This is a genomic window from Croceitalea sp. MTPC6 (assembly GCF_036985525.1).
In the GTDB taxonomy this organism is placed as follows: domain Bacteria; phylum Bacteroidota; class Bacteroidia; order Flavobacteriales; family Flavobacteriaceae; genus Croceitalea.
This window is the reverse complement of the sequence record NZ_BTGR01000001.1, coordinates 227,803-254,734: the sequence shown is the minus strand read 5'-3', so window position 1 is coordinate 254,734 and position 26,932 is coordinate 227,803. Positions and strand designations below refer to the sequence as shown.

Annotated in this window: 23 protein-coding genes; 2 read left to right on the top strand and 21 right to left on the bottom strand. The window is 33.8% G+C overall.

Features of this window, described 5'->3' with window-relative positions:
• Positions 1–869: 869 nt before the first annotated feature.
• From AACP56_RS01200 to AACP56_RS01160, 9 genes are all read right to left on the bottom strand, one after another.
• On the bottom strand, positions 870–1,580 hold the full coding sequence (locus tag AACP56_RS01200; protein ID WP_339334317.1) for a hypothetical protein: 711 nt from the start codon (positions 1,578–1,580) through the stop codon (positions 870–872).
• Positions 1,561–2,910 carry a dGTP triphosphohydrolase gene (gene dgt / locus AACP56_RS01195; protein ID WP_339334319.1) on the bottom strand — a complete coding sequence of 450 codons (1,350 nt, stop codon included), beginning with the start codon at positions 2,908–2,910 and terminating at the stop codon, positions 1,561–1,563. The genes AACP56_RS01200 and dgt overlap by 20 nt, the downstream gene beginning before the upstream one ends.
• Positions 2,911–2,933: 23 nt before the next feature.
• The gene (locus tag AACP56_RS01190; protein WP_339334321.1) at positions 2,934–4,385 is read right to left on the bottom strand and encodes an argonaute/piwi family protein; all 1,452 of its coding nucleotides are present in this window, start codon (positions 4,383–4,385) and stop codon (positions 2,934–2,936) included.
• Positions 4,382–5,887, bottom strand: coding sequence for an SMEK domain-containing protein (locus AACP56_RS01185; protein WP_339334323.1), 1,506 nt, complete (start codon positions 5,885–5,887; stop codon positions 4,382–4,384). The genes AACP56_RS01190 and AACP56_RS01185 overlap by 4 nt, the downstream gene beginning before the upstream one ends.
• 65 nt (positions 5,888–5,952) lie before the next feature.
• A complete protein-coding gene (locus AACP56_RS01180; protein ID WP_339334325.1) occupies positions 5,953–7,095 on the bottom strand; it encodes an LOG family protein in 1,143 nt (380 codons plus the stop codon).
• 535 nt (positions 7,096–7,630) lie between these two features.
• The gene (locus AACP56_RS01175) at positions 7,631–7,930 is read right to left on the bottom strand and encodes a hypothetical protein (protein ID WP_339334327.1); all 300 of its coding nucleotides are present in this window, start codon (positions 7,928–7,930) and stop codon (positions 7,631–7,633) included.
• Positions 7,931–8,060: 130 nt separating this feature from the next.
• Positions 8,061–8,921: a hypothetical protein gene (locus AACP56_RS01170; protein WP_339334329.1), complete on the bottom strand. Its 861-nt coding sequence runs from the start codon at positions 8,919–8,921 to the stop codon at positions 8,061–8,063.
• 33 nt (positions 8,922–8,954) lie between these two features.
• Positions 8,955–9,785 (bottom strand): DUF2490 domain-containing protein, encoded by an 831-nt coding sequence (locus AACP56_RS01165; protein WP_339334331.1) that lies wholly within the window; start codon positions 9,783–9,785, stop codon positions 8,955–8,957.
• A gap of 3 nt (positions 9,786–9,788) precedes the next feature.
• On the bottom strand, positions 9,789–11,759 hold the full coding sequence (locus AACP56_RS01160) for a hypothetical protein (RefSeq protein ID WP_339334333.1): 1,971 nt from the start codon (positions 11,757–11,759) through the stop codon (positions 9,789–9,791).
• 221 nt (positions 11,760–11,980) lie between these two features.
• On the opposite strand from AACP56_RS01160, the gene AACP56_RS01155 reads away from it, so the two are divergent.
• Together AACP56_RS01155 and AACP56_RS01150 are read left to right on the top strand one after the other, a co-directional pair.
• Entirely contained in the window at positions 11,981–13,087 is a 1,107-nt protein-coding gene (locus AACP56_RS01155; protein WP_339334335.1) for a hypothetical protein, read from the top strand.
• 13 nt (positions 13,088–13,100) lie between these two features.
• The gene (locus AACP56_RS01150) at positions 13,101–14,156 is read left to right on the top strand and encodes a hypothetical protein (RefSeq protein ID WP_339334337.1); all 1,056 of its coding nucleotides are present in this window, start codon (positions 13,101–13,103) and stop codon (positions 14,154–14,156) included.
• Between the two features lie 132 nt (positions 14,157–14,288).
• On the opposite strand, the gene AACP56_RS01145 is transcribed toward AACP56_RS01150, so the two are convergent.
• From AACP56_RS01145 to AACP56_RS01090, 12 genes are all read right to left on the bottom strand, one after another.
• Complete coding sequence (locus tag AACP56_RS01145; RefSeq protein WP_339334339.1) at positions 14,289–15,683, bottom strand: serine hydrolase domain-containing protein; 1,395 nt, start codon at positions 15,681–15,683, stop codon at positions 14,289–14,291.
• A 173-nt stretch (positions 15,684–15,856) separates the two neighbouring features.
• Positions 15,857–17,563 carry a serine hydrolase domain-containing protein gene (locus tag AACP56_RS01140; protein WP_339334341.1) on the bottom strand — a complete coding sequence of 569 codons (1,707 nt, stop codon included), beginning with the start codon at positions 17,561–17,563 and terminating at the stop codon, positions 15,857–15,859.
• A gap of 13 nt (positions 17,564–17,576) precedes the next feature.
• A complete protein-coding gene (locus AACP56_RS01135; RefSeq protein ID WP_339334343.1) occupies positions 17,577–18,356 on the bottom strand; it encodes a type 1 glutamine amidotransferase domain-containing protein in 780 nt (259 codons plus the stop codon).
• Between the two features lie 99 nt (positions 18,357–18,455).
• Positions 18,456–19,496 carry a helix-turn-helix domain-containing protein gene (locus tag AACP56_RS01130; RefSeq protein ID WP_339334345.1) on the bottom strand — a complete coding sequence of 347 codons (1,041 nt, stop codon included), beginning with the start codon at positions 19,494–19,496 and terminating at the stop codon, positions 18,456–18,458.
• Positions 19,497–19,564: 68 nt separating this feature from the next.
• Positions 19,565–20,023 (bottom strand): cold-shock protein, encoded by a 459-nt coding sequence (locus AACP56_RS01125; RefSeq protein WP_339334347.1) that lies wholly within the window; start codon positions 20,021–20,023, stop codon positions 19,565–19,567.
• Positions 20,024–20,133: 110 nt separating this feature from the next.
• Positions 20,134–21,240, bottom strand: a complete 1,107-nt coding sequence (locus tag AACP56_RS01120) for an MBL fold metallo-hydrolase (protein WP_339334349.1) — start codon at positions 21,238–21,240, stop codon at positions 20,134–20,136.
• Positions 21,241–21,284: 44 nt separating this feature from the next.
• Positions 21,285–22,481, bottom strand: coding sequence for a PQQ-dependent sugar dehydrogenase (locus AACP56_RS01115; protein WP_339334351.1), 1,197 nt, complete (start codon positions 22,479–22,481; stop codon positions 21,285–21,287).
• Positions 22,478–23,371, bottom strand: a complete 894-nt coding sequence (locus tag AACP56_RS01110; RefSeq protein ID WP_339334353.1) for a sugar phosphate isomerase/epimerase family protein — start codon at positions 23,369–23,371, stop codon at positions 22,478–22,480. Before AACP56_RS01110 ends, AACP56_RS01115 begins: the two co-directional genes overlap by 4 nt.
• A 47-nt stretch (positions 23,372–23,418) precedes the next feature.
• On the bottom strand, positions 23,419–23,979 hold the full coding sequence (locus AACP56_RS01105; RefSeq protein WP_339334355.1) for a DUF4251 domain-containing protein: 561 nt from the start codon (positions 23,977–23,979) through the stop codon (positions 23,419–23,421).
• Positions 23,980–24,043: 64 nt separating this feature from the next.
• Positions 24,044–24,802 carry a LytR/AlgR family response regulator transcription factor gene (locus AACP56_RS01100; protein ID WP_339334357.1) on the bottom strand — a complete coding sequence of 253 codons (759 nt, stop codon included), beginning with the start codon at positions 24,800–24,802 and terminating at the stop codon, positions 24,044–24,046.
• 3 nt (positions 24,803–24,805) lie between these two features.
• Positions 24,806–25,834 (bottom strand): histidine kinase, encoded by a 1,029-nt coding sequence (locus AACP56_RS01095; RefSeq protein ID WP_339334359.1) that lies wholly within the window; start codon positions 25,832–25,834, stop codon positions 24,806–24,808.
• The gene (locus AACP56_RS01090; protein ID WP_339334361.1) at positions 25,831–26,868 is read right to left on the bottom strand and encodes a sensor histidine kinase; all 1,038 of its coding nucleotides are present in this window, start codon (positions 26,866–26,868) and stop codon (positions 25,831–25,833) included. Before AACP56_RS01090 ends, AACP56_RS01095 begins: the two co-directional genes overlap by 4 nt.
• Between the last annotated feature and the right edge of the window lie 64 nt (positions 26,869–26,932).

Genomic DNA, 26,932 nt, shown 5'->3' with positions numbered 1-26,932 from the left:
TTTACATAATATAAATTATGATACAGATTGGTATATAAGTATTTCAGGTTCAACATCTTAGCTGTAAGTCATAATTCTATTATGTAAAATATCCCTCACGTTTATAGCCTTTAAGAGAATTACCAACAGGGTCATCAACCTGTTTAATTTACGCTACGAGAAAATTTTTCACACAAAATAAAATTCCTTCTAAACTTCGAAATTCCACAACCCTGGCGACAAACTTTCCGTCTGTACTCATAATTTGCCGTTATGTAAAATAGCCGCTAGCAAACGCTTGATTGCTTTTTAAATTCTAAAATGCTTAATCGCATTTTAAATTTAAACACAATTTCCAGCCGCTTGCCAACGCCATTTAAAAGCTGACCTTTTTGGTTTGTTCAAAATTTGAGTATTAAAGGAAATGTGTGCAAGATTTTTTTCTAGAGCATTCTCGTCTGATTGCCGCAACAGCTAAAATTTTCTCTGCGAGCAAAATTCTTAGCCCTTGCTAACCTCTCGTCTTGTTTGAAGTTTTTCTTTAAGTGCTTCTAACATTATGAAAATACGGCATAAATTCTGAAGATTAAGAATCTTTAGAATTTTGAGCGAGCTGTAGCGTTGGCATTGACTAGCACGGTGTTTATTGAAGTCTCATTTCTTTTTTTCTTGATAAAAAAAGAAACAAAAAAATCAAGGCTTACAGATAATTTTAGAAACAATGTACGGCTCAGTCGCTATATTCTAGAAAGCATTCTAACTCTTAAGACCGCTTTGAACTATTTGAAACATTAAGGTGGTTAAGAAACCTTATTACCAGCCCTCTAGAATATGGCCGCTCCCCTCGCCTATTGTTTAGCTAAAATTCTCTTAGGCCATAACCCTTTTACTTAAGAATAAACCATATTTTTCAATCGCTCCTCAATTTCAAAATTTTGATATAACACCTTACCAAAATGTTTTTCTTGAACCGGTACGTAGTTCTTATCTATGCGTGAGTGAATCTTTTTTAATAGCTCAACTAATTTTTTGGAAAATTTTAAATTATATTTTTCTGAGTAATAAAAAGAGTTGACAACGCACAAATGATAATTAGCATTAGGAGCATAAACTACATCCATTTTTTTATCCCGTAGAAACCTTAAGAAGTACTTAGTATAAATAAATTTCTCTTCATTTATTGAAAAAACAACAGCGGAAAAATTAAAAAACGCTGTATGTGGGATATAGGTGTCAAGCCATAGGTTTAATATTGTTTGGTGTTTGTTTATAGCCCATGTTTTATCCATTCTCCATACATCAACTACTAAATTGTCAATCTTAACCTTATATCCACCAAAACTATTTACTCTGCAGTCATATTGATTCATTAGCTCCATTAAATCATGGTCTGACTCAATTACAATATCTACATCGCGAATAGTTTTATTCTTTAAAAAATAATTCCTAATTATTCCGCTAAACAAATAGACTTTGGTATGAAGTGCCATTTCCTCAATAAAATCATAAACATTATTGGTTAGAGAATTTTTCAAATAAGAAGAAAAAGGCTTATTCTGTAATTCTATGTATTCTTGTATATCAGCTAATTTTTTGGCCACTTAATTTTTGAAAATGTATTAATGCAAATTGGTCGGTCATTCCGGAAATAAAATCTACGATGATTCTGAGTTTGGCATAATCACTTAAATTATCGAATTCATCGGTATTATTCTCAAAAAGAGCTGCCTGTATTATGCTACCGGAAATCATGCCTAAAGCCCTTCTTTTATAATCTTTAGATTTCTTAAAAAGGCAATCAATATAATAGTCTAATAGTCCAGTTAGAACAGAATGACCAGTAAGTTCAAGCTGTTGAATCTCTCTTTTCTTAAAAATATGTTTAACTGTAAAACTTGATAAAGCATCCGTTAAGCCAGATTCATCATCCTTAATTAATTCCTTGTTATAGCTTCCATCACATATTTCTTCCAAGTTCTCCACATAGTTTTTTACAGCTAGTTTAACCAACTCTGAAATTAAAAAAATTCTAAGTTTTACCATTCGTGATAATCCTTTTGCGTCACTTTCTATTTTCGATAAATCTTCTAGTTTCTTTTTAACTAAATCAATATGCCCAAATTTACTTTTTATAAAATCAAAATTGTACCAACCTTTATTAAAACCATCTTCAATATCCATAACTAAATAGCAAATTGAATCTGCGGCTTCCATTAGATATGAAAGTGGATGACGAATAAAAGAATTTCCATTTACCATTCCACAATTTTCACCAACTAATTTTAAATATTTGATTTCGGATTGAAAAACACCTCGTTTACTAGTGCTGATTATACTTTTGTCAATTTTACCAGAATTTGGATACTTCAGAAATGCACCTAACGTTGCATAAGTTAAATTTAAACCTGCTTCTTCCTTATGCAATAACTGTAATTTGGTCAAAACTCTCAGTCCCTGCGCGTTACCATCAAAAAACTCGTAATCCTCTCTTTCTTCTTTAGAAAGCGTAAAATTTCCGTTTTCATTTTTAAAAAGATCTTCAAAATAATTCGCAATTACAGTTTCTCCGAAATGCCCAAAAGGTGGATTCCCTATGTCATGTACCAAACAAGCATTTTTCAGAATCACAGGGATTGTTCTGTGAATTTCTTCTTTGTCTAACCTTGTTTTATTTAGAAATTCTTCTTGTTCACAAACCCTTAGTCCCAATGAATGGCCTATCGCCATTACTTCCATGGAGTGAGTTAATCTTGAATGAATATTATCGTCTAATGTTAAAGGGAATACCTGAGTTTTATCGTGCATCCGTCTTGTTGCAGGGCTGAAAATTACTCTACCAAAATCACTTTCAAATTCGTTTCTAGGGTCTAGAGTCTTATCCCTTGTTGTAACACGAATTCTTTCTGGGTTTAGATATTTATTCCATTTCATATTTTAAAAGTTCAATTATTAATCTACATATAAAAACTATACTTTAATTGCATTACATCTTCTGGTTCTAAATATTTTAATATTTCACCCACATTTCGTGCACACTCCAATGTAATTGGAAATTTTCTATCAAATTGAGTATTATTCCAATTCATCTTTGTCAATGCAAGAATCTCATCGCATATCACATTGGGGGATTCGTCATGTTCAAATAATCTAATTTCAATTGGGCTTGGAATATACATGCCTGCATATGTTTCAAAATATGGGACTGAGCCTCTAGTATAAAGTAGAAGTCTTTTTTCTGAGAGTGAAACTTGAGTTCCTCTTAAAGGTGGATATTCTCCACTCCTATATAATCTCAATTTAGACGGCATAATTGTAACCAAATCTATTTGATATATATTCACCTGTTTAGCGGCCTGCTTAAAGCCATAAATTTCATCTGGACTAAAATTTGAGGTTTTATGTACTACAAGTCTTCTAGGGTATATTTTAACTGCTTCAAAGTACTCTTTTAATGATATTGACAATAGATTAAAAGCTTGCTCTTCATTCATATGAGGCGTTCTATCATACTTGTTTATTATGACTTCTTCACCTCTTAATATAACACCTTTACCAATCTCATTGAATATTTGCGCTATACTTGTTTGAGTGGTTTTACTATCTCTACTTTTGTAAAAACTTATTCCAGCATAACAAGTTGAATCAGAAATATCCTTCCTTATTAAAGCCCATGGTGTACCAGAAGCTTTATAATAAATTGCAGTAAAAAAATTCCATGCTATAGTCGCGGGGTCTTGCATGCCACTTGAAGGATTTGCAATTTTATCCCGTAGCATCTGAATTGGGACATTATACTGCATAGCTTTAGCCTTTAGGTACCTTCTGAAATTTTGTTCCTTCTTTACAATGACTTCATCTATGGCTGACTCTTTAAAATCATTCTTTTCTTCCTCATCTTCTGGTTCCAAATCTTTTCCCTGAACTAAGTTGAAAAAGTTATCACTTAGAACACAGAGAATAACATCGGGTCTTTTATTCTTAGTCAAAAACTTAATTTCGGCTAAATATAAATCTGCAATTGATGTAATGCGAGATTCAAAATCCATGTCGCTGTTAACTATTTCCTCAAACTCAGAATTATTGATTTTTCGCACATAACCATCATCATATACAATTTCAGATTTAAAGCCAACCTCTTTATTAAACCCACAAAAATTTAAAAAAAGATTTGGATGCGGAACACTTCCATTCTTTCCACTTTTACCGTCAATATGCCTTTTACAACTATTTAACCATTCCAAAACAATATCTGTGCTCTCCGATTTACCTATAATTCCAATTGTTATTTTATCTGGACGTACTTGGTCTAAATCATAGGGATTATAACTAAATATGCCTGATTTAGGACAAAGATGTTGACCTTTACCGAACTGAAGAGATGGCTCTTGAATATATCTTAATTTCATTCACTAAATAAGTTTAGGGAAAGTTCATTATCAGCTTCTATAATTGCCTCACCTTTTTGAATTTGGGTTTGATCATGTTTAACAGGTTTCCATTTTGAATCATCTATTTTAGTCTTTATAAAAAGTGGTTCGGGAGTTTTAAACTTTAAAACTCTCTTGTCCACAGTAAATAAATCTTTATAAAGCAAAAAGTAACACCAAAATTTATAGAAGTAGTATATAGTTTTATTGTTTTCTAACCTTTTAATGCCAGAGATATAATCTTTTTCAAAGCGACTAGTTTTATATCCTCCAGGATTTGTAAAGCTCCATGTTGAGTTAATCGCCAAATACCAGACATTATTAATAAGTTCAAAAGATGGTATAAACGCTAGATGTCTATAACAGATAATGTGCTTTTCTTTCTTATTTATTATTTCGGAAATTACAGTTTTAGTTGCATAGTTTTTGGCCTTCCACCTTATTTCTTTCGGCGCTGGATTTTCTCTATCTACCATACCAAAACGTAATAATTTTTTAGTGTTAATCCATTCCAATCCTCTTACAAACAAATCTTGCCTTAAAGTATTTCGCAAAAGATTTTTAAAAATCCTTAAATAATCTGAGTTGTCGTCGTAGTATTCTTTGCTTTTAACTGCCGTAATAGTTCCTTTATCTACTAATTGAGAAAAAAACTCTTGGTCATCAGATAAATTCCTAAATGTGATTAGTTTCCCTTCGCGAAGTAGCCAATCATTACACATCATATTACGCTCTTTAAGCTCATTAACCAATAAAGATTCTTTGCTTCTTGGACTTTTCAAGGCTCTATAGCCCTTGTTAATTCTCCATGAATTAATTCTTTTAAAAATTTTGTCTTCTTTAATATCTAGGTCTGCTATATAAATATTTTCTGGAATTTCAATTTCCAATAGGTTTAAGAAAATCTTTTCTCCCATATGTGATAGATAACCTTGAGTAAACTCTTTTGTTCTATTTTCAATTTGAACATCAGAGAACTCATGATTATATATTTTGGCCAAGTAAGTAAACTTTTCTAGAGATAATCCCTCGATTCTTTTGAGTAGATCAACATTATCTAGAATATGTTCATTCGAATTGAAGACTAGTGAACTAGGCTTTATTTCTTCGAACTTTTCAACAGGATATTTCTCTTGCCTTTTAGTTAGGATAAAAACATAAAGTACATCAAAGTGATCTTTTAAATCATACTTATCAAACTTCTCTAAAGTATCCTTTATTTTTTGTGAACTAGAAGTTGAAGTTATTTGAAATGCAACTCTATTTTTAAAATCTGCAAGATCTATAGCTGGGAAATTATTTTTCTTTGTCGAATTAAGATTCTCTAGTTTAAGATCAAAAACTGAATTTAATACTGGTATCAAAAAATGCTCGGAATGAAGATTAATATCGTATTTCCCAAGTTTATTATATTGCTCCACTTCAACAACAAATCTTGTAGAATATTTTACTATTTCGTTTATCTTATCTAATCTATTCAACTTTCTTGTTCAATTTTAATTTCATATCCCTAGGTTAAGTATAATATATTTACTCTTGTACAACATTATACTTTGTAGATTTCCGGATTATAGGATAGGATTCGTCTTATAATTTCATCTTCATTATCAGTCAGAGCTAAAAGCTCACCATAAATTTTGTTTTTTGAAACCTCTTTAAGAAAGTCCCACAATGGTCGTTCAACTGTCCACCTCTTAATTCCAAATAAAATCATAGGCGAGATATAGCCCATTGATTTATAGTGATTTTGAGTTGCGTCTTGAAATATTTCCTGAGTCGTTCCAGCACTACCAGGTGCGAAAATGACACCATGCTTTGCTATAGATAGAAGCCCATCTTCTCTTACGCTATTTGCGAAATATTTTGCGATATGAGTGGCAAATGGAGCTGGCGGTTCATGACCATATAACCATGTAGGAATTCCGACGCTCATACATTTATCTTCTTTACCCTGTTCAATCGGGTATTTTTTCATGACTTTCCAAGCACGATGAAGCCAGTCTTTATCCTTATATTCCTTGCCCGCTTCGCCATGTTCAGGCCTTACTTTCATTTCGTTAATTGCATGATTTAAATCCTCCTCACTTCTCTCAGCAAAAAAGGCACCCAGATGAGTTGCTTCCATAGCCCCTGGGCCACCTCCACTAACCATCAAAAATCCTTTTTTTGTAAGCTTTCTTGAGAGTTTGGCTACTTTTAGATAAAACTCATCTTGTCGCTCCATACCATGCCCTCCCATAACTGCAACAACTTTCCTTTTGGAAATTACTTCATTAAGCGCATCTGTCATGCTATGATCATGTAGTCTTCTCAAAAGACTGGTCATTATAGTATCTGGCTTATCTTTTCCTTGATTTTTATATTGTTTGTAGATTTTATAGTCATATGTGTTTTCATAGCCATCTGGATCTTTTAAATCAAATCCCTTGAAAAGTTCTCTCGGGTGGTATAATTTACCTCTATGGACCTCAAAAAAATACTCTTTAACATCAGGAATTACCAAACCGCCAGTTTTAACAATATGACCTGAAACATTATCTGATAAATCACATCCTAAGAAAATAGAGTTATCAAATTCTTTTTTTAGAATATCATTTTCGAATTCTTTCAAATCTAAGTTTTGAATTGCCGCTTTCTTTGAAGTGTTCAACCAAACTTTAAAGTCTTCAATATTATCTATTTCGGTCATAATCGTAAGTTTTCGGTATTAATTATTAATGTATGAGGTTTGGCCATTGACCATCTAAAATCAAAAATCTGGAGGAGGTTTTGGCTAAATGGGGAGAAAGTAAAAGTAATTAATTTTAACAAGTATTCAATTACGTAAATCAATAATAAATTTGAAAAATGTAGTAAAATACCATTTCACACACATTACACTCCCCTCCTATCGTCGGCTCGTATAATAAGTGTTCCATTACCTTTTGAGAAGAAAGTTTTTAGAAAGAAAAAAATCAATGAAGATGGTAACAACTTTCGCTTTTAATCAAAGCTCAAGTTACATAACGCGGAACATTATGATACATTTTATATTATTGGTTTAGCCAGTGGCTGAAGCAATAATCAAGAAAGACGATGCGGCTGCCAATACACCGTAAAGGTTTAATGTAAAACGTAAGTCTTAGTCGGACTTTCGAAGACTGCTTTTTATTTTGTTGGCAGAAATTTTTTATGAATTCAGTAGGATATATAAATAATTTAGTACGGAAGGTTCTGTATACTTGCTATATTTCTTTGTATAAATATATACCGAGTTTAAAAGCTCTTTCAGCAAATTGATTGGCATTAGAAATTGATGTGTAAACTTCATAGCTGTCAACTCCAACCCTTCTTTTCTCTACAATATTTTCATGGACATAATCATAGAAACGAGATTCAATTATTGATTGGATTTTAATTGAATTAAATTTTAGTGTATACTCGCTATCATATGAGTGTTCTTCCAAGAAAATTATCAAATCTTCAAAGTCCTTATCTCTTAAAGACGACAGAATAGAATTATACTTAAACAAATTATCGGACATAGTCCAAAAATAAGGATTAAATCCAATATTACTTTATTTTGATGGAAACAGGATGACTTTTAGATTATAGTTATTGAAGTAGTTATATTAACAGAATTTAGGTAAGGCTATAGTGTGGTTCTTCAAGAATTCAACGACGAGTCTTTTTTTCTTTTTTATCTGTCTCTACGAGTTTGTCATCTTGCCATGTCCCGCTGGTAAGTACGCTGCCATCCTTTGCGTAGAACTCGCCTTCCCCATTACGTTTGTCATCTTTCCAGTTCCCTACATATTTTTCACCATTAGGCCAATAATAAGTGCCATATCCAGTGCGCTTTGCATTCACATAACCTCCCACATAATATTCTCCATCTGGCCAGTAAAAAGCGCCTTGTCCATGACGCTGGTTATCTTTCCATTCGCCTTCATATCTACTGCCTGTATCGAGTAATGCAATTCCGTACCCGTTGGCCATATTATTACGTACTTGGCCAACATAATGCATTTGATTGCCTTTTTTACTCTTAAAGGTGAGGTACTCCCCAAAAGACTTTTCTTGCAACTGTTTCCGTAGACGGTTAAGCTGAATTTTTGCTTTTTCATGGGCAAAGCTCAACGAATCGTAACGTTGAATTTCAATTGGACTGGCTAGTTTAGGAAGCGCTAAAGAATCATCTTCAGCTTGATTTGTTTTGTCCCTTAATCTTTGCTCATTGTAGTTTCTAATTTTCTTTGCCAGTGCAATACGTAGTTTAAGTCCGTTATTTTCACTTCCTATTTCATGTGCAATTTTATCATACTCCCTAAGCGCAGTATTGTAATCATCAGTTAATAAAAGTGAATCCTTTGAAAATAGATCTTCGTAGATGCTAACTTTTTTCGTCAGCTTTTCCTCATCGGCATCAAACTTATTAACTCTATTTTGTAGCACATTTAACCTAAAAAATAGACCAATAGAAATTACAACTGCAGTTGCCAATAATAAATAAGGAATTAAAATGCGCTTTTTCATCTTTACATTCTTACAGTCTACTTACGATAAAGGCTAGTCGTTTAGATGTATTGAAGGTAACTTGTTTTTAACCTTCCTAAAATCAGGTGAAAAATAGACATGAAAACGTAAGGTCCAATTTTGCTTAAACTCCCCTGCATTTTCCAGAGTCTGACCTTGGGAATACATTAATCCACCAGCTACAGTTAGTCGTGGGGTAAGGATATAGCCTAATGTTGTTGTTAAACGCAAGTCTTCCATTACACTTCCCACTACAGTTTTTCCACTTTGCATGATAAGTTCAGATTCTGGGGAAATGTACAGGGTTTTAGGCGCTAGTTTATCATTGTTCAAAGGAATCTTTGCCCTAAACATATAGCGCCACCTATTTCGAAATATATAATCGCTATTTTCTTCAAACCCTTGCGTCCATCGGTGCTCAATTCGTATACGATGATAAATCATTGCTGAATACAGGGGCTGGGCAAATTGATATTGATGCCAAATTCGAAATTCTGGGACTACATTACGATCGGTTGAACTTTCATCAGTATTAAAGTTGATTCGCACTACACCGCCCAAGGCAGCATTGATTTTTTTATTGTAAATGTAACCAATGGCGTGGCGGTTATAGATTTGCCCTACTTGACCAATAAATGGAGTTGCTTCGGTTTCTTCAAACCGAAAATGGGTTTGTGCTACCCAAAATAAACGTTTGGAAATCCTGATATTTCCGTAAGTATTTATCCATAGTCTGGTTTTTGGGTCCTTAAACTTTGATTCTGATGGAAGGATTTCTCCATCCATGTCTTGTGCCATTGCAGGTTTACAAAATGCTAGTAGCAGTAAAAACAAAGTAAGTATAGAGCTAATAGAGTTTTTCATGTACTATTGCTCTTTTTTGATAGGTTGAAGTCCAAATAAAGCTATGACCTTAAGAGGGTCTGTTTCCTTCCTTAGTTTACGCTCTAGTTTTGAAGTATTTTCTACCCTTAGTTCAAGCATTCGCTGGTAGGTATCTTTCATCAATACATTCAAGGCTTTTGCATCTTTGCATTTAAATTCTTCTTGGGCGTGGGTCAAAAAATAAGGCACTAAGACTTTTCGGTAAGCAGAAGTGATGCGCTTTTTTACCTCTTCGTCCATAAGAGTCGCCATAAATGGATTCCATATACGATCTTGATATTTTATTTTGATAGTTTCTTCTTGCTCAGGAAGTTTGATAATGTTTTCCGCTAATACATTCAGCTGGTCATAGCATGACGATAGCTCCTTTGCTTTTATAAGTTTGGATTCTATTTTTGATAATGAAGAATATGAACTTAGTGCTTCATCTGAATGCTCTTTTAGAATGTTAAGCGCCTTTTTAATTGATGATGGACTGTTATTAGCTGAAGAGTCGATACGAATATGCAATTCTTTTTGCTTAGCTATCAACTTCTCTTCAATACTAACAAGCTCCTGCTGCCTTTTTTCATTTGTGAGTCTTTCTTCCAGTTTGTTTTTTATGGAGCTTAAACTTTCCCTTGCATACAGGCTCAATTGAACCAGACTCCCTAAGTCATTATTTGAAAAATCGAATTCTTCCTTTGTATCTAAACTGAAAGAGCGATTTGTATTATTTGTGGTATCTGACACTATCACAACATCAATAGTGGCAGAAGGTTTTCCTGATGACCAAAGCTTTTGAATTAGTTGTTGTCTTGGTGCAAATTCAATAATGTCCTGGTCATTGTAGCCTAATAATTTCCCAATGGGCTTTAAAAAATCCTCTGCAATTTTTTTAATTATTTCATATTGAAAAGCCGCATTGTTATCAGATAGTTTTAAGATATTGAGTTGTGTGTCTGCTAAAAAAGAAGTGCTTATGGCATTTGCAGCTTCATAATTTTCAGAAATCAGGACTAATTGTTGCTGCTCTTCTTCTGTTAATTGGAAATATGGAACTTTGACTTTGAATTCGGGCAGAAAAGAAGACTCTCCAAGTTCAGAAAGAATATCATCAATTTTCTTGTAATAAGCAGCATTCTGAGCCAATAATTGCTGCATCTTCCCTCCTACTGTGTTATCAAAACCTGAATTGGCAAATTGATAGATCGCTATGGCTTTAATATATTTTTCATCAAGGTTTATAGTTTTTGTGGTACCTGAAAAAGTGCCATAAATAGTCTCATTTTTGCTATCTCCATCTATTTCAGTTTGGATTTGGTTTAAAAGCCCATTGGAGAATATCCAATTTTCTGAAGCGCCTGTACCAAAGGAATCATAAAGGGACCATTCGTCATGGGCCAATCCATTTCTCAAAAAACGACCGGCCAATATTAAACTATCATTCTCTACACGAAAACTCTTTTGGGGAACTCCATTGTTAAAATCAATACTACTTTTAAAAAGTGTTTGGGATACTTTAGAATCTTCAATCTTGCTAACCGTATATGTCCAAGAACCATTAGGCTTACCTTTTACTATTTTACCTGAAGTTTTTTCTTGAACACCGTTAATTGCAACTCGATATTGATAATCGATGACTTGTGATTGGTTATTGGATTGAAATTCACCAAATTGGAACTTCCAATATCCCGTGGGATAATTATTTTGAAAGTTACCAGCAAAATCAAACGAATAATCTTGTTTTTTTAGAAGAGAATCAAGATTTGCTTTTTTTAGGTTGAAGCTGCCATTTAGTACAGTGTCGCCTTCTATTAATTTATAACCATAGTCTGCATCCCCTTTGTACTTACCAACGGTAAGCGGCCCTTTGTAATGTAGGTTTTCCTGTGCCGTAGTTTCATGGCAAAAGAAAACTAGAAATAGAACTCCGTAAATTAGCTTGTTTAAGCTAGGGTAAGTTAGATACACAATTCAATAATGAAAGTTAGTTCATTACTGATACGATTAAAATATGATTTTAGATGTTTTAACTCATTAAAGTTAAAGCAAATGAAGAAAATAAAATGCTCCCTTGTTATAATACAATAGTGGAGCAGAAAGAAATTAAGAACCTCTTGGCATTTCTTTAACGCTTGACCATTAGCATTTTATTTAATTTTAAGATGTTCTACTAACTAATATTTATAATTATGAAAAAGCTGTCAACCCGATTCTTGTTAATGATTTTCTGTTTTTGCCTCAGTACCGTATATGCTGGCGATTCGTTGAAGGGTAATTTTACTACTGGGAATCCTCAAATTAGCTCTATAAATAGTATGGCTTTTGGTCCAGAAGGTATTTTGTTTATTGGTGATAGCAAATCTGCCCAAATAGTTGCAGTAGACTTAAGTGGACAAACAAAAATGGACCATAGTAAATTAAGAATTGATAGAATAGATCAATTATTGGCGGATATGATTGGTAGTGCTACCGATGAGTTACAGATTACGGATATGGTCGTAGACCCATCCAGCAATAATATTTATGTTTCGGTCAATCATAGTTCTGGTAAATCTTTGCTCTTTAAAGTAATCGACAATACATTAAAACAAGTTCCATTAACAGCAGTGTCATTCAGTAAAATTTCGTTAGATGACCCTATTGCTATGGGTGCAAAGGACAGACGGGATAGAGACCTTCGTAAATGGGCTGTAGCCGACATTGGCTACTCCGAAGGAAAAGTAATGGTATCTGGATTGAGCAACAAGGAGTTTGCATCTACATTCAGAGTAATAAATTTTCCTTTTGAGAATAAGCAGGCACATGGGAGCTTAGAAATTTATCATGCTGCACATGGAAAGTATGAGACGCATGCTCCAATCAAAGCCTTTTTAGCTACCAATGTTGGTAACGAACACCATCTAGTAGCTGGATACACCTGTACACCGTTGGTATTGTTCCCAATGGAGAAAATAGAACTTGGTAGACATAATAAGGGAAGAACCGTTGCCGAATTAGGTAGTGGTAATTCACCTGTTGATATGATTGAGGTTGGCAGTGGAGAGAAAAGATTTTTACTTATAGCCAACACAAACCGCCCACTGATGAGAATGAAGTTTGCCGATATAGAGGCATATAAACAATCAATGACAAATCCTGTAACCATTAAAGGTGCCACTGAAGGTGTGGCGTATGTAAACATGCCGTTTGTAAATGTGCAACAACTTGATAATCTTGAGGATGGTTATGTTATGATACAAAGAGAAGCCAATGGTAACTTAGCCCTAAAAAAAGGAAGTGATTGGTGGATCAATTAGTTTTCTGTATCCTTTGAAAAACTATATTTACTTACCAATTATAGTCCTTACTAGTTGGGTGTCATTTTCGCAAGACCCACCTTCTTTTGTGTTTAAAAAGAACAATATTAAATGTATTGATAGTGCTTTTGATGAAAGTGAGTTTTTAGTTTTTAACGGGGAAATAACGCTGCAGGAGGCTAAAAGTTCAGCTCCTATAATTGGTCAATTATACAGAGATGGAGAAATACATTATTTTGAACCTATAGTACCTTTTGCTTACGAAAAAAAATACTCGTTAGCATATAAAGATTCGATTGTATATTTTAAAATTGAAACTCCAAAAGACTATCAGTTTTTATCGGTAAATGCTATATATCCAAGAGCTACAGAGCTCCCTGCAAACATCTTAAAGTTTCATGTTCAGTTCTCACGACCTATAAACCTTGCAAACGTTTATGACCATATCTATTTTATAAGCTCTAGAGGAATTATAGTAGATCGGGCAATCCTACCATTAGAAAATGTTTTGATTTCTGCAGACGGCACCCTACTAACACTCTGGATCGAACCGGGAAGGCAAAAGAGAGGACTTTCACCAAATGAAGAACTTGGGCAGGTTTTTAGTCCTGGTGAAAGCTACACTTTGGTTGTAAGTAATCGTTTAAAGGACCAGAACGGTATTAACATGCAAAATCCTTTTAGTCATCAATTTCGTGTTATGAAGCCAGATAGAGAAAAGCCAAAAATAGCTTCTTGGGAAATTACGGCTCCTCTTGCTAATACTACATCTGATTTAGTTATCAATACCGGTAAAGCATTGGATTTTATGAGTGCAACTCAAAAAGTAACTGTATATGATTCTCAAGAGAACCTAGTTTACGGACAATGGGATCTTACTAATGGTGATCAACAGCTTATTTTCAAACCCAATAAAAAATGGGTTAAAGGAACTTTTTCGCTTTTATTCGATGAAAGACTGGATGACTTGGCCGGGAACAATCTACTCCAAGTGTTCGACAATGAAATATCTACAAAAAGTGAGCAAGCTAATTATGAGGAGTTTAAATTGTCTTTCGTGGTAAAATAGGTATTCATTTATCTTGGATACTGTCTCACAACGGCCCTATTTTCATTCAGTTAGTAATATAAATTCTAAGAAATATGCTTTCTATATAAAATAAAAATCCATTATCAATTTATTTTTTTAACTATAACGTCCTTACTCCTGTACTTTTTTATATGTATATGTTTCTCCGTTATCAATAATTTTTAAATTGAAGTTGTCGTCTTTTTCATTTTTAATGAAATTGACAGTGATGTCGGCTCTTCTTATAAAAAAATTATTGTTCGATGTAGCATAAAGTCTAAATCTTATATCATTGTTTAGGTAAATATATAATTGATTATCTCTTTTTGTAATACGTCTTACCCTTTCGTTCTCACCTACATAATTACCCACAAGTTTCTCTTGATGTTGTGCTGAAATAGAAATTACTTTAGGTAAAGGCTTCTTAATTGTTTCTGGATTTGAAGCTGTAGAAAGTAACTTGTTGGTGACATCGTAGATTTGATTCCAGCATTCTGAAGTATTGCCTAAAGTTGCAACGACTATCTCCTTATCTAAATTGATCATTAACTGAGTAGATGTACCAGACTGTGACCCACTATGCCCAATAATATGTCCTGCATTGTTATTTTCATCTCCATATATATACCAACCCATTGCATATGGATTGCTCCAAGTCTTAACTCCTGGATCAGTAATCATCATAATAAAAGTTTCAGGCTTAATTAATTTATTTTTTATGACAGCTTCACCAAACTTGAGTAAGTCTTCGGTACTTGTATAGAATCCCCCGCCAGGGACTTTCACACTTAAATTTGTTACAGTATCAGGAACAAACTCTCCAGATGGGTTTTTATAATATAATTTTGATTTGTTTGGATATTGCTTTCCATATAGTTCTACATCAGTATATGCCATTCCAGCTTTGTCCCATATATATTGTTTCATGTAATCCCTATAACTAATTCCAGAGGCGTTTTCAATTATTGCCCCTAAAACTACATACCCATAAGTAGTATAGGAATAATTAGAGCCAGGTGAATGTTTTAAAGGTCTATCCTTAAAAATTGTAATTGCTTCTTCGAATGAATTATAATTATACGTTGGAAAAGCCTCTTCTTGGGATTCGTATGCTCCTATTCCCGAAGTATGGGTCAATAAGTGTTTTATTGTGATTTCACCTTCTTCCTTTTTTGGAAAATAGGGTAGGTGTTTTTGAATTGGGTCGTCTAAAGTTAATTTTCCTAGCTCATATAGCTGCAGAATGGCAATTGCTGTCATTGGTTTTGCAATGGAGGCAGTTCTATTAAGCGTATTTGCATTTATCCTTATCTTATTCTCTAAATCCATAAAGCCAACAGCACCAATCCACTCTATCTTTCCGTCAATGTATATACCTGCTGTAATACCAACAGTTTCATTGTACGTGACGCATTCTTCAAGAAGAGCGTTTGATTTTTCCTTAAGAGAATTAAATCCATTTTCTGATTGAGCTGTAGTGAATTGAAATGAAATAAAAACAAAGATTACCAAAAGTATATTTTTCATGCATGTCCGATTTTTTAAGATTGAAGGTTTTACCATTAAAACTAAACTACCTCAAACTTTCGAAAAACTATAGCATGTAAAATAAAATGGTCTATAGATTTATAATTCCGAAGAAAAAACAGCTAGTTTAAAAGTGACCTTGTCTTTTTCAGCTATCTCTTCAATACGACCACTTACATGGCGGAAGTATTTTTCTTGAAAAATGTTAAATTACTTACACCGTCAGTAAAGATTGTGAAACCGTTGATTTCATTTTTTTCATCTCTTTGAAAATGGATACTACCCATTGCTAATAGTTCACTGGTGAAAATATCCTTTTTAACGGAACTAAAAACAATCTTACCATGCTGTTCATGCTCTGTAAATAAATTGCCGTCTTCAATTTTAAATTCGTATTCAGAATCAATTTCCCTTTGCTTAAACTTACCAACAAACTGTTCGAGTTCATTTACAGAATATGACACTGGTCGATAGGCTATATATTGATTGGGATGTGCGACACCGGAAACAACCTCATAGCTCTTAACACCATTTTCGTTTTTAAAGTTGATAAAAACCTTGTCATCACTTTCCACGGCTAGTTGAAACTTAGTCTGGCTTAATGGTATCAAAGGTGTCTCATAATCGCCATTTACAGCAGATAACCTTAATGTGTCATTTTTTAACGTTACTTTTCGTGTTCTACCACCTTTTGCAGAAAAATAATGCCCTCCATAAGAGTTCATTTTCTTTCTACTTACTTTTGTACTGGATATAGCATTCAAATCAATTGATGGGGGTTCAGGGTAAATATCTTCTAAAAAATGTATTGCCATTTGCATTGCTGCCTGACCATTATATTGCATATTATTGCCCAAGGCAATGGTGGTTACTTGCTCGGTGGGAAAACGGAACACATTTGCGCCATAACCACCTATTACACCAAACATCCAATAACACTCCAGTCCTCTTTCATAATGCCAAAAATCCCTTCCGAGGGTCATTCTACCCCAATAAGAGTTATTAGTTTTTCCATTGTTCAATTGAACAGGGGAATCTAGCTTTTGAATCAGCTTGGATAGGTTTCCTGTACTTTTGTGGAATTGTGCATACCAAATGGCTAAATCTTCAGCTGTGGTGTATAAATTTGTTGGGCCTGTTGTGCTTATTCTCACCGGGTTTTTAATAATTCCACTTTCAGTTCTTGAATATGATGCCGCTTTGTTTTTAATCAATATTTCAGACCCATTAAGAAATAAGGTGTTTTGCATACCAAGTGGCTCAAAAATGTTTGTTTTGGTAAATTCTGCTAACGATTTCCCTGAGACTTTTTCAATAATCGCTGTCATGAGCAAACTCTCGGTATCTGAGGTAAAATACGAGAAGTCAGTTCCGGGGGTAAAATTCAACGAAGTTTGACTACTTATCAATTCTAGGGCCTCTTCATTGGTAAAATCTTCTATTGCGCTTTTACCCAAAAGAGATTTGATAACAGTATAGTCATTTAAACCTGTACTATGGTTCACTACATGTCCTATGTTCAGAGTTGCATTATAAGGTGGTAATTGTGGCACGTATTTTTGAACAGGGTCGTTCATTTTAATATTGCCCTGTTCTACAAGTATTAGGATTGCTAATGTTGTAAATTGTTTGGACAGCTTATCTACTAAGAACTTGGTTTGCGGTGTTACGGCTATGTCATGTTCTAAATTTGAAGTCCCTACCGCTTTCAAATAAAAAGTCTCTCCTTTATTTACTATAGCTCCAACCAGACCTGGTGTTTCTGGCTTGTCCCATGTTTTAAAAATGGTATCCAATTCATGTTTTAAGACTTTGTTTTCTTGTGCCTGTGAACCAACACATATGAGCATTAGGAATAGACTAAAAAAAAGTGATTTCATATTGATGAGCTATTTATTTATTCTTATTTAATTCAAGTGCTTCAATAACTTTTTTAGCTACAGTTGCAGCAGCAGTAGGATCTTGCCCAGTAATCAACCTACCATCTGTAATTGTATAATTGTCCCATCCATTTTTTGAATGTGGGAACTCCCCTCCTCTTTCTATGATTTTTTGCTCAATAGAGAATGGAAACTCTTGATAGTATTGTGCCTTCATGTCCTCAAAAAGATCTGGAAAGCCATTTACTTTCTTACCGCTTACCAAATATTTCCCATCTGAAGTGGTAATATTAACAAGCCCAGCTGTGCCATGGCAGACGGCGGATATAATTCCGTTTTGCTGCTCATAGATTACCTGAGCAATTTTTTGGATTTCTTTGTTATCCGGTACACCAAACATTGCTGCGCCACCACCCACATAATAAATGGCAATATATCCCACGGGATTTATTACGGATGGTTTTTCTCTATTTTTAAGTTTTGATAAAAACTCGCAATCATACAAATATTTCTTAATTAATGGATTCGCAGTCTGGATGTATCCAAGAGGTACGGCACCACCTTTAGGACTTACGAAATCAATTTTATACCCAGCTTTTTTAAATTCATCATATGCCAATACAATTTCAGCAAAATGATTGGCAGCATTAATTTTAGAATTGCCGTAAAAATGAGCATTGGATACTACAAAAATTATTTTTTTGGTTTGATTAGATTCTAATTCATTTGCTTTTATTAATGATGTTTGATGGAATAAGCTGAATAAAATCAAGTATGAAACGATAATTCTCATTATATCAAATTTTGACCCTAATTTGACACATTGACGGCAGAAAATAGTTGAAGCTTATAAATCCGAACTACGGATTTATAAATTAATACAAGAAAGCAACTAAAGCCCTTCTTTAAATTGTGATGGGGTGGTTTGGGTAATCCTTTTAAAAGCAGTGTAAAAAGTAGATTTAGAATTGAAACCACATTCATACCCTATACTTTCGATACTGTATTTATCATGAGAGCGAATTAATTCTTTAGCTTCATGAATACGATATTCGTTTAACCAATTCGGAAAGCTTTTTCCTAGGTTATCATTAAGTAATTGAGACATTTGATGGGTGCTGAGCGCTATTTGCTTAGCAACTTCCGCCAACTTTAAATCAGCATTTTTGTATAATTTTTTAGTACGCATTAATTCATCAAGGCTTTCTAGCAATTCCGTAGCTCTAGTTTCCTCTATCTTCTTATCTACATAACTAAATGCATTTTTAAAAAGAACAGATTGTTTTTTTCGTGAAAAAACCAAGAGCAAAATTAAGAGATATGTTAGCAATGAAAAGGTGATTGCACCGGTCATGTATGATGTATAATAGGATGAAAAATAGGCAATCCAAATTAGAGCAGTACCAACAAATACATTGATTACCCATATATCAATAGCTTTCATTCTTAGACTTTTATCAAATAATTTTTGAAAAGCTGGAACCAATAAGACCCCAGAAAAAATTAAATATAAAAACCACTCAAGATAGACAAGGTTCATAAAATAATCTTGCCATAGATGAAGGTGATCAAAATAAGGATATCTAATACCTACAATCAAAATAAGTGGCAAGAGAAATGCAATGTGATATATCCAGCTTCTATTAATATTGTTTATGGGCCGCATTACTGATTTAATATAGAAATACAAAAAAGGACCAATAAAAAAGCAGGCAGTAATTCCGATTTGAATAAACACACCTGAAAGATCCACCATGAAATAGAAGAAAACAGATTTACCAATTCTTATGCTCAGAATTAAAAAGAGTAGTCCTAAAAAAGTATTTGAAATGTGCTTTGGTTTAGCAAAGAATAAAAAATAACCAGCTAAAATTAGCCCATTGAGTACACCAAGGGCACTAAAAAAGAACAGAAGATAAATATTAAAATCCATTACTGTTTATGTCTTTCTAAAGATATTAAAAAGGAACACAAATTGTAACTCAATATAGATAAGTGAACTTATTTGATAAGGGTGACTTTTACGGCATTCATACCTTTCATGCCCTTTTCTAGTTCAAAAGTGACCTTGTCATTCTCAGCTATCTCATCAATAAGACCGCTAACATGGCAGAAGTATTTTTCTTGGTCTTCAGAATCGATAATAAACCCAAACCCTTTTGAAGTATCAAAAAAGGAAACTTTACCGGTTCTTACTGGGTCAAATTCCTCAACGTCACCTTCTTCCTTTTTAGGAATGCCCAAAACAATGTCTTCAGCTTCTATTTCTACCTTCATGGAGGGGTCTGGTGGTGTATCAACTAGATTACCATTAAAATCAACATAGGCCAATGGGATGCCTCCACCATTTTCCTTTGCTTCAGCCCTACGTGCTTCTTTTTTCTTTTGCTTGTCTTCACGCCTCTTTAAGCGTTTTTTTTCTTTTTCACTTTTACTGTAGGTCTGTTGAGATCTCCCCATTTATACTTAAAAATTTATTGATTTGACTTAAAGGTAAGCTAATAAAAAAGTCTAATCTAAAAAGAAAGGCTTTTTTCTTGAATTTTAGAGCTAATATTGGCTTTTCGGGCTTATTGGTTCCACCAATTAGATGGTTTTGCTGTTACCTCACCTATTATAATTTCCTGTCCAATTTGTGGTGTTATGTAGTTTAAACCCAATTCCTCTGCTTTACTCTTAAAACGTTTAACGGGTTCTATCCAATCATGTAGTGCTAATTTGAATGCACCCCAATGAATTGGCATTGTTAGCTTTGCATTTAGATCCAGCCCAGCCTGTGCTGTTTCTTCGGGGAACATGTGTATGTCTGCCCACATCTTATTATACTGCCCACATTCTAACATAGCAAAGTTAAAAGGGCCATATATCTCTCCTATTTCTTTAAAATGGGGAGCGTACCCACTATCACCACTAAAGAATAAGGATTCTGTTTCTGATTTTATAACCCATGAAGACCATAAAGTACTCTGCCTATTATTAAATTTTCTGCCTGAAAAGTGTTGCGCTGGAGTACAGGCTAATTTTAGATTTTTAAAAAGCCTCTCTTCCCACCAATCAAACTCTATGATTTTTTCTTTTCCAACACCCCATGCTTTTAAATGTGACCCAACACCCAAAGGGGCATAAAACATTCCAACTTTGTCCTTTAGTTTCTTAATGGATGGATAATCTAAATGGTCATAATGGTCATGGGATATCAATACCAAATCTATCTTAGGTAATTTCTCAATTACAATGGGCATTTCTTTATTAAATCTATTTGTTCCCAATAGGTTGTGTGGTGCCGCCACTTTACCGAACATAGGATCAATTAGAATATTTTTTCCATCTATTTGTAATAGAAATGAGGAATGCCCAAACCATATCAAACGCGTATCACTTTTATAATTAGCAACTTCAGTAGAATCTACTTTTTGTACTTCTATATCTTCGGATGGGCTACCATTTGGTACTTTAGTGAAGAAAAATTTACGTGTTAAACTTAGGGTTTCTCCAAAACTTAAATCTTTTGGAACATCTTTTTTGTTGACAAATTGTCCGTTTCTGTAATTGTCAGATTTAGCAAACTCAAGCTGTTGTTCTTTTGATATATCACCACCAAAACTGGGATAAAAATTCACAAAAAGAAAATATAAAATGACTAGTAGTCCTACTATGGCTAGAACGGTCCAAAACATACGCTTGAGATATTTTTTAATTCTTTTCAAAAATGTATGCCGAATTAGTTGATGCTAGCTACACGATTATCACTGTAAGTCACTCGATAGATGGCGTCTCCATAATCGTCAGAAATTAAAAGTGACCCATCTTTTAAAAACAAAAGGTCAACAGGTCTACCAAATGCTTCTTGCGTTTCGTCATTTAACCAACCATCTATAAAGGTTTCATAGCTAACAGCCTTATTGTCTTCCAATTTTACCAAAGCTATTTTATAACCAACTTTTTTACTTCTGTTCCATGAACCATGTTCTGCAACAAAGGCTGTGTTGGCATACGCTTCAGGAAACATACTTTTCGTGTTGAACTTAACGGCCAATGGCGCAACATGAGCACCCATGGCCTGTACAGGTGGCACAAAATCTTCGCAGGGTCTTTGGTTTCCAAACTCTGGGTCTTTTACTGTTCCTCCATGACAAAAGGGGTAACCAAAATGCTGACCTATTTCTGTGACTCGGTTTAATTCACAAGGAGGAATATCATCACCCATCATATCACGTCCGTTGTCTGTAAACCAAAGTTCTTTTGTTTTTGGGTGCCAGGTAAAACCTACCGTGTTCCTAACTCCCTTGGCATAAATTTCTCGATTGCTGCCGTCTGGGTCCATACGAGTAATAGTTGCATATCTTTCATCCACAACCGTGGAATCACAAATATTGCATGGGGCTCCAACGGGAACATACAATTTATTATCTGGACCAAAAGCAATGTATTTCCACCCATGATGAAATTCCGTTGGATAATCATCATAAACTACAACTGGATTTGGCGGACTGTCCAATTTGGATTCAATACTATCATATCTGAGAAGCCTTCCTACTTCAGCCACGTACAAAGAACCATTTTTAAAAGCAATTCCGTTTGGTACTTCTAAAGTGGAATCTAAAACTTTTACATGATCAGCTCTATAGTCATTGTCTAAATCTTGTATTGCATACACGGTTTTATCATTTCTAGTTCCAACAAACAAAGTCCCATCATCACCCATAGCCATAGAACGTGCGCCGTCTATACTATCTGCATAAACTTCAATTTTAAAACCGTGAGGGAGTTTCAACCTATCTATTGGTAACTTAGAAACTGCTTCGTCATACTGAACCACTTCTTGTTTTTCTTCTTTGGACGCCTTCTCTTTACAAGAATGACCAAGACTTACTATAAGTGCTAAAATTAAAATGCGAGTAATACTAGTTGTTCTCATAGGTATTGTTGTAAGTTGGTTTTAAAATAATTTGCGCTGTCCGTAATACTTTGAATGGAGTTGGTCGCAAAGTTACCACCTTGTTCCAAATAATAGTATTCTAAGCCCGATTGGTCTAGTTGGGATAGCATTTTATGATAATCTATGGAGCCATTCCCCAATTCTGAATAATCCCGAGTAACTTTGTCCATATCTTTTATATGCCACATCACAAAGCGTTTGGGGTCTTTTGCAATTAATTCAACTGGATTCAATTTTGATGATTGTACTGCCCAATAAAGGTCTAGTTGTAGTTTTACCAAACTTGGGTCTGTCCTGGACATAATTATATCATATCCAATTTCCCCATTATGGTCTAAAAATTCAAAATCATGATTATGATATGCAAAGCCTAACCCTGAGCTATTTACCTGCTCTCCTATTCTGTTTAATTTCTCAACAAGAAGTTTGAAATTTTCAATAGTTCTGTATTTTGGTTGTAGCCATGGCCAAGTGACGTAGCTTAAATCTAATTCTTTTGCTGTTTTGATGCACTTGTCCACATAAGTTTTTAATTCTTCTGGTGAAGCTTCAAAATAATCGGAAAACCCATAGTGGCAACTAGATGCAGTAAGCCCAATATCGCTTAATATTTTTTTGAAGTCACTTGTGCTATGGCCATAATATGTTTCTTTAACAGAATTAAAACCATATAACTCCAAATCTTCATAACCCAAAGATTTCACCGTTTTTAAACTCCCAATTAAATCTCTCTTCATAGCATCACGAATAGTAAATGCTTGAAGCCCCATTTTATATTTTGATTTATCACTAGTTGAAAAACATGAAATTGGGATAATAGAGACAGCAGTTAATGTTCCTGACTGTTTAATAAATTGTCTTCTGGACATGGATTGTTACGGCTAAATTGAGCCAATGAAAATAGAGAAATATTTTATCATTCCACAGCTTTAATATCTCCTCTGTATGCAATATTTGTACGATGCGTGCTGTTAATATTCATTTGGGTCTGTTTGTTAGGAAAGATATTAATGGCAACTTGATAAGTTTCGATATCATGACTAGCCTGAAAACGTAATTCGTATCGTTTTTTCTTTTCATTAAAATCAACTTTTAAGTCTTCCATAAGTCCATCCAACTCTATACCAATGTCTTGGCTATTGTAGTTTGCCGAAAGCTGGCGGTCACCAAAATACGGAAGGTGAGCTTTAATGCTATCCCCTTCTATCTTTAAGAAATTTGGATTGCCTATCAAGTTTATTTGATTAGAGTTACTACCAATTGGAAAAAGCCCTGCATTATATAAATTGTTAAGTCCAAATGATGCCAAAGGATAAGCCCATGTAGATTCTATCTCAAACTTTTTCCCTTCAACAAGACTATGTAATTCATCTATATTTTGTTCAGAATAAGTAGTTTTAGAACTACTGGCGCAACTTAGCAAGAGTATTGAAATAATTATAGCTAAAACAAAGTGATATGTTTTTTTTCTTCTCATGGCATTCTAATTTACTAAAAAAACACATCAAAAACTAAACCAATTTTATAGAATTAAGTTAAAATTAGTTCCCCTCAAACCATTGTTTAAAGCTATTTACCTTTTCTCTGCTGACCACAATTTCTTTGTCTACATTAGGTTCCAATGAGAGTTTTAATCTTCTGTTGGAATACACGGTTACATCTCTAATTGAATTTAAAGACACCATAAAACCTCTATTTACCCTAAAGAACTGTTTTGGGTCCACTAAATTTTCTAAGGTCTCCATTTTGTATTCAATTAAATACTCTTTATTTTTTTTAGTCAATATGGACACATCTCTGCCTTCAGCTTGAAAGGCTATAACATCAGTACACGATATAGATTTAATATGGTTTCCAATTTTAACCACGAACCTATCTTTATATGATTTTTGGCTTAACTTTTTCAGTATTGGAGCACCATCTTCAAAGGTTTTGAATTGCCTTTGCATATTGTCCAATTTTTTTAATGCTGCGGATAGTGCAGTAAAGGTTATGGGTTTTAATAAATAGTCAATGCTATTGACTTTAAAAGCATCCACAGCAAATTCATCAAAAGCAGTTGTAAAGATGATAGGTTTATTTATGGACAATTGTGAGAATAGCTCAAAACTTAGTCCATCACTTAATTGTACATCCATGAAGAATAAATCCACATTTTCTTTATGCTTTTCTATCCATGGTATTGCTTCACTTAATGACGCTAAGGTCTTTAAAATTTCTATCGCTGCATTATACTTAAGCAAGTAGCGTTCCAGCTTTTCAGCAGCTAAGTGTTCGTCTTCTATGATTACAACTTTCATAGGCTATATAATTTCTTGATAGCTTAATTTTGGAAGTACAATGGATTTTAAAAGTCCTTTTTCCACAATTTGCAATGCTTTATCTGTGTAAAAAGCATATTTTTTTGATATTTCCTCCAGGCTTTTGATTGTTAAAGGGACTCTTAATTTTTCCTCATGTTGATAACTGACTTTTACTCCATTTTCCTGTTCTGTAACCGAGACAATTATCGTTTCGTTTTCTGAAACTACTGTACTTTTAACAATAGCTTCAATGATTTTTAAGAGTGAGGTTGGCACTACAGATGTTGAATTGGAAATAGTGCTTTTCAATTCAATTTTACGATATGGCAAATGATTCAACAGTTCTATCAACTCCTGTAAAACAATCATTTCTTCTTGTATCGGCACTAGTTCATCATTTTTCTTGGTGATGATATACCTATAAATACTTGAAAAATTATCTGCAAGTCCTTCCGCGGCATTTGCATCTTTTTTCATCAATACTATTAATGCCTCAAGGCTTTCAAATAATAAATCTGGATTAATCCCTCTTTTAAATTCTTGAAAATCATCTTCGATGTCATGTTTTGCCAATACCTCTCTAGAAATCTTTTCCTTGTTTACTTTGTGCAAATAAAAATGTGCCAAATATAAAATCACATAAATGATTGTAATAAAGATGAAGATTGAATTAAAAATAATCAATTCCCTACTATTTAAAGTGTAGGAAAGCACATATTTAAAATACAAATGCATTGCTGCCGAGACTAAAATAACGGTCATTATAATTGAACTCAAGACCTGTAATAGCAGACGCGCAAAGAAGGATTTCGGATGCTTTAACTTTTTAAACACCAACAAAGAAAGCCTGGAAAATTCCTGAATTAGATATGCTAAAATTATACATACATAAAGCTCCTGCCCTATAAATGTCTCTTGTAATTGGTCTATGGTATTGTTTATCAACAACAATAGTAAATAAACCAAAACCCCATTGAATATGGGACTCAATAGCCGAAAAATAGTGTTATGTATAAATAACTTTTTCATTTATTTATGATAGGTAGTTTTATCGTAAAATTATCGGAGTCCTCAATTGTAATTTTTTTACCGATTAGAATCGCATACCTAGCAGAAATGTTCTTTAGTCCAAGCTTTGTTGACTTGATATTTGTTTTGATTTCTGTTTTTGGATTTGACACTACTAAGTTGTCACCTTCTTTATATAAACTAACGGTAAGGGGCTCTTGAGCATTAAAGCTGTTATGTTTAGAAGCATTTTCTACCAATAATTGTAATGTTAGTGGAGGGATAAAAGTTTGTAGTGTTTCTTCATCCAAATTAAAATTCACTCTAAAACATTTTCCAAAACGTGTTTGGAGCAATAAAAGATATGCTTCGGCAAAATGTACCTCTTCTTCAACAGTCACTAAAGTAGCCCTGTAATTCTCCAAGGTATACTCATACGATTTTGCCAGTGCCCTTATGAACTGTTCAGCAAGTATTACATCTTTATGGAATAGTGATGTAAGTACATTAATACTATTGAACAAGAAGTGGGGCCTAAGCTGTGATTTTAATGTGCTCAGTTGTAATTCTGCTTGTTTACGTTCTAATTTCAATTCTTTGACCTGTACTTTTGCATAGTGGTTGTATGAGTAAAGAGCAAAGTATATGACATTGTATAAAATTGCCGCACAAAACAATAGAATAGAAATTTTAATAAACAAATTGGATTGTGATTGGAATGAAAACTCATGATTCATTATATTAGAGTATGCCCAAAACCCTATGGTAACTATTAAAAAGCTGAGAACTAAATCCCAGATTACTCCAAAGAGGATACGAATACCAGGGAGTTTTTTAAACGAAATAAGCGTGTTTAGTTTTGAATTGGAAAAATGTACTGAATAACTGATTAAAATGCCTAAAACCCCGCTCAAGATAAATTCTAACGTAGTTTGGGACTCGTTAAACCGCAAGAAAGTATAGAGTAAGATACCCAAAAAGAATCCCGTAAGGAATATGGTGACATGCTTTTGCACGGTTGGCTGGTATATAATGGTTTTATAATTCCACTCCATATCACCAAAATAGACATAATCTGAGAACTATAACACGTCTATTCTGGAGATATTAGATGTGGTC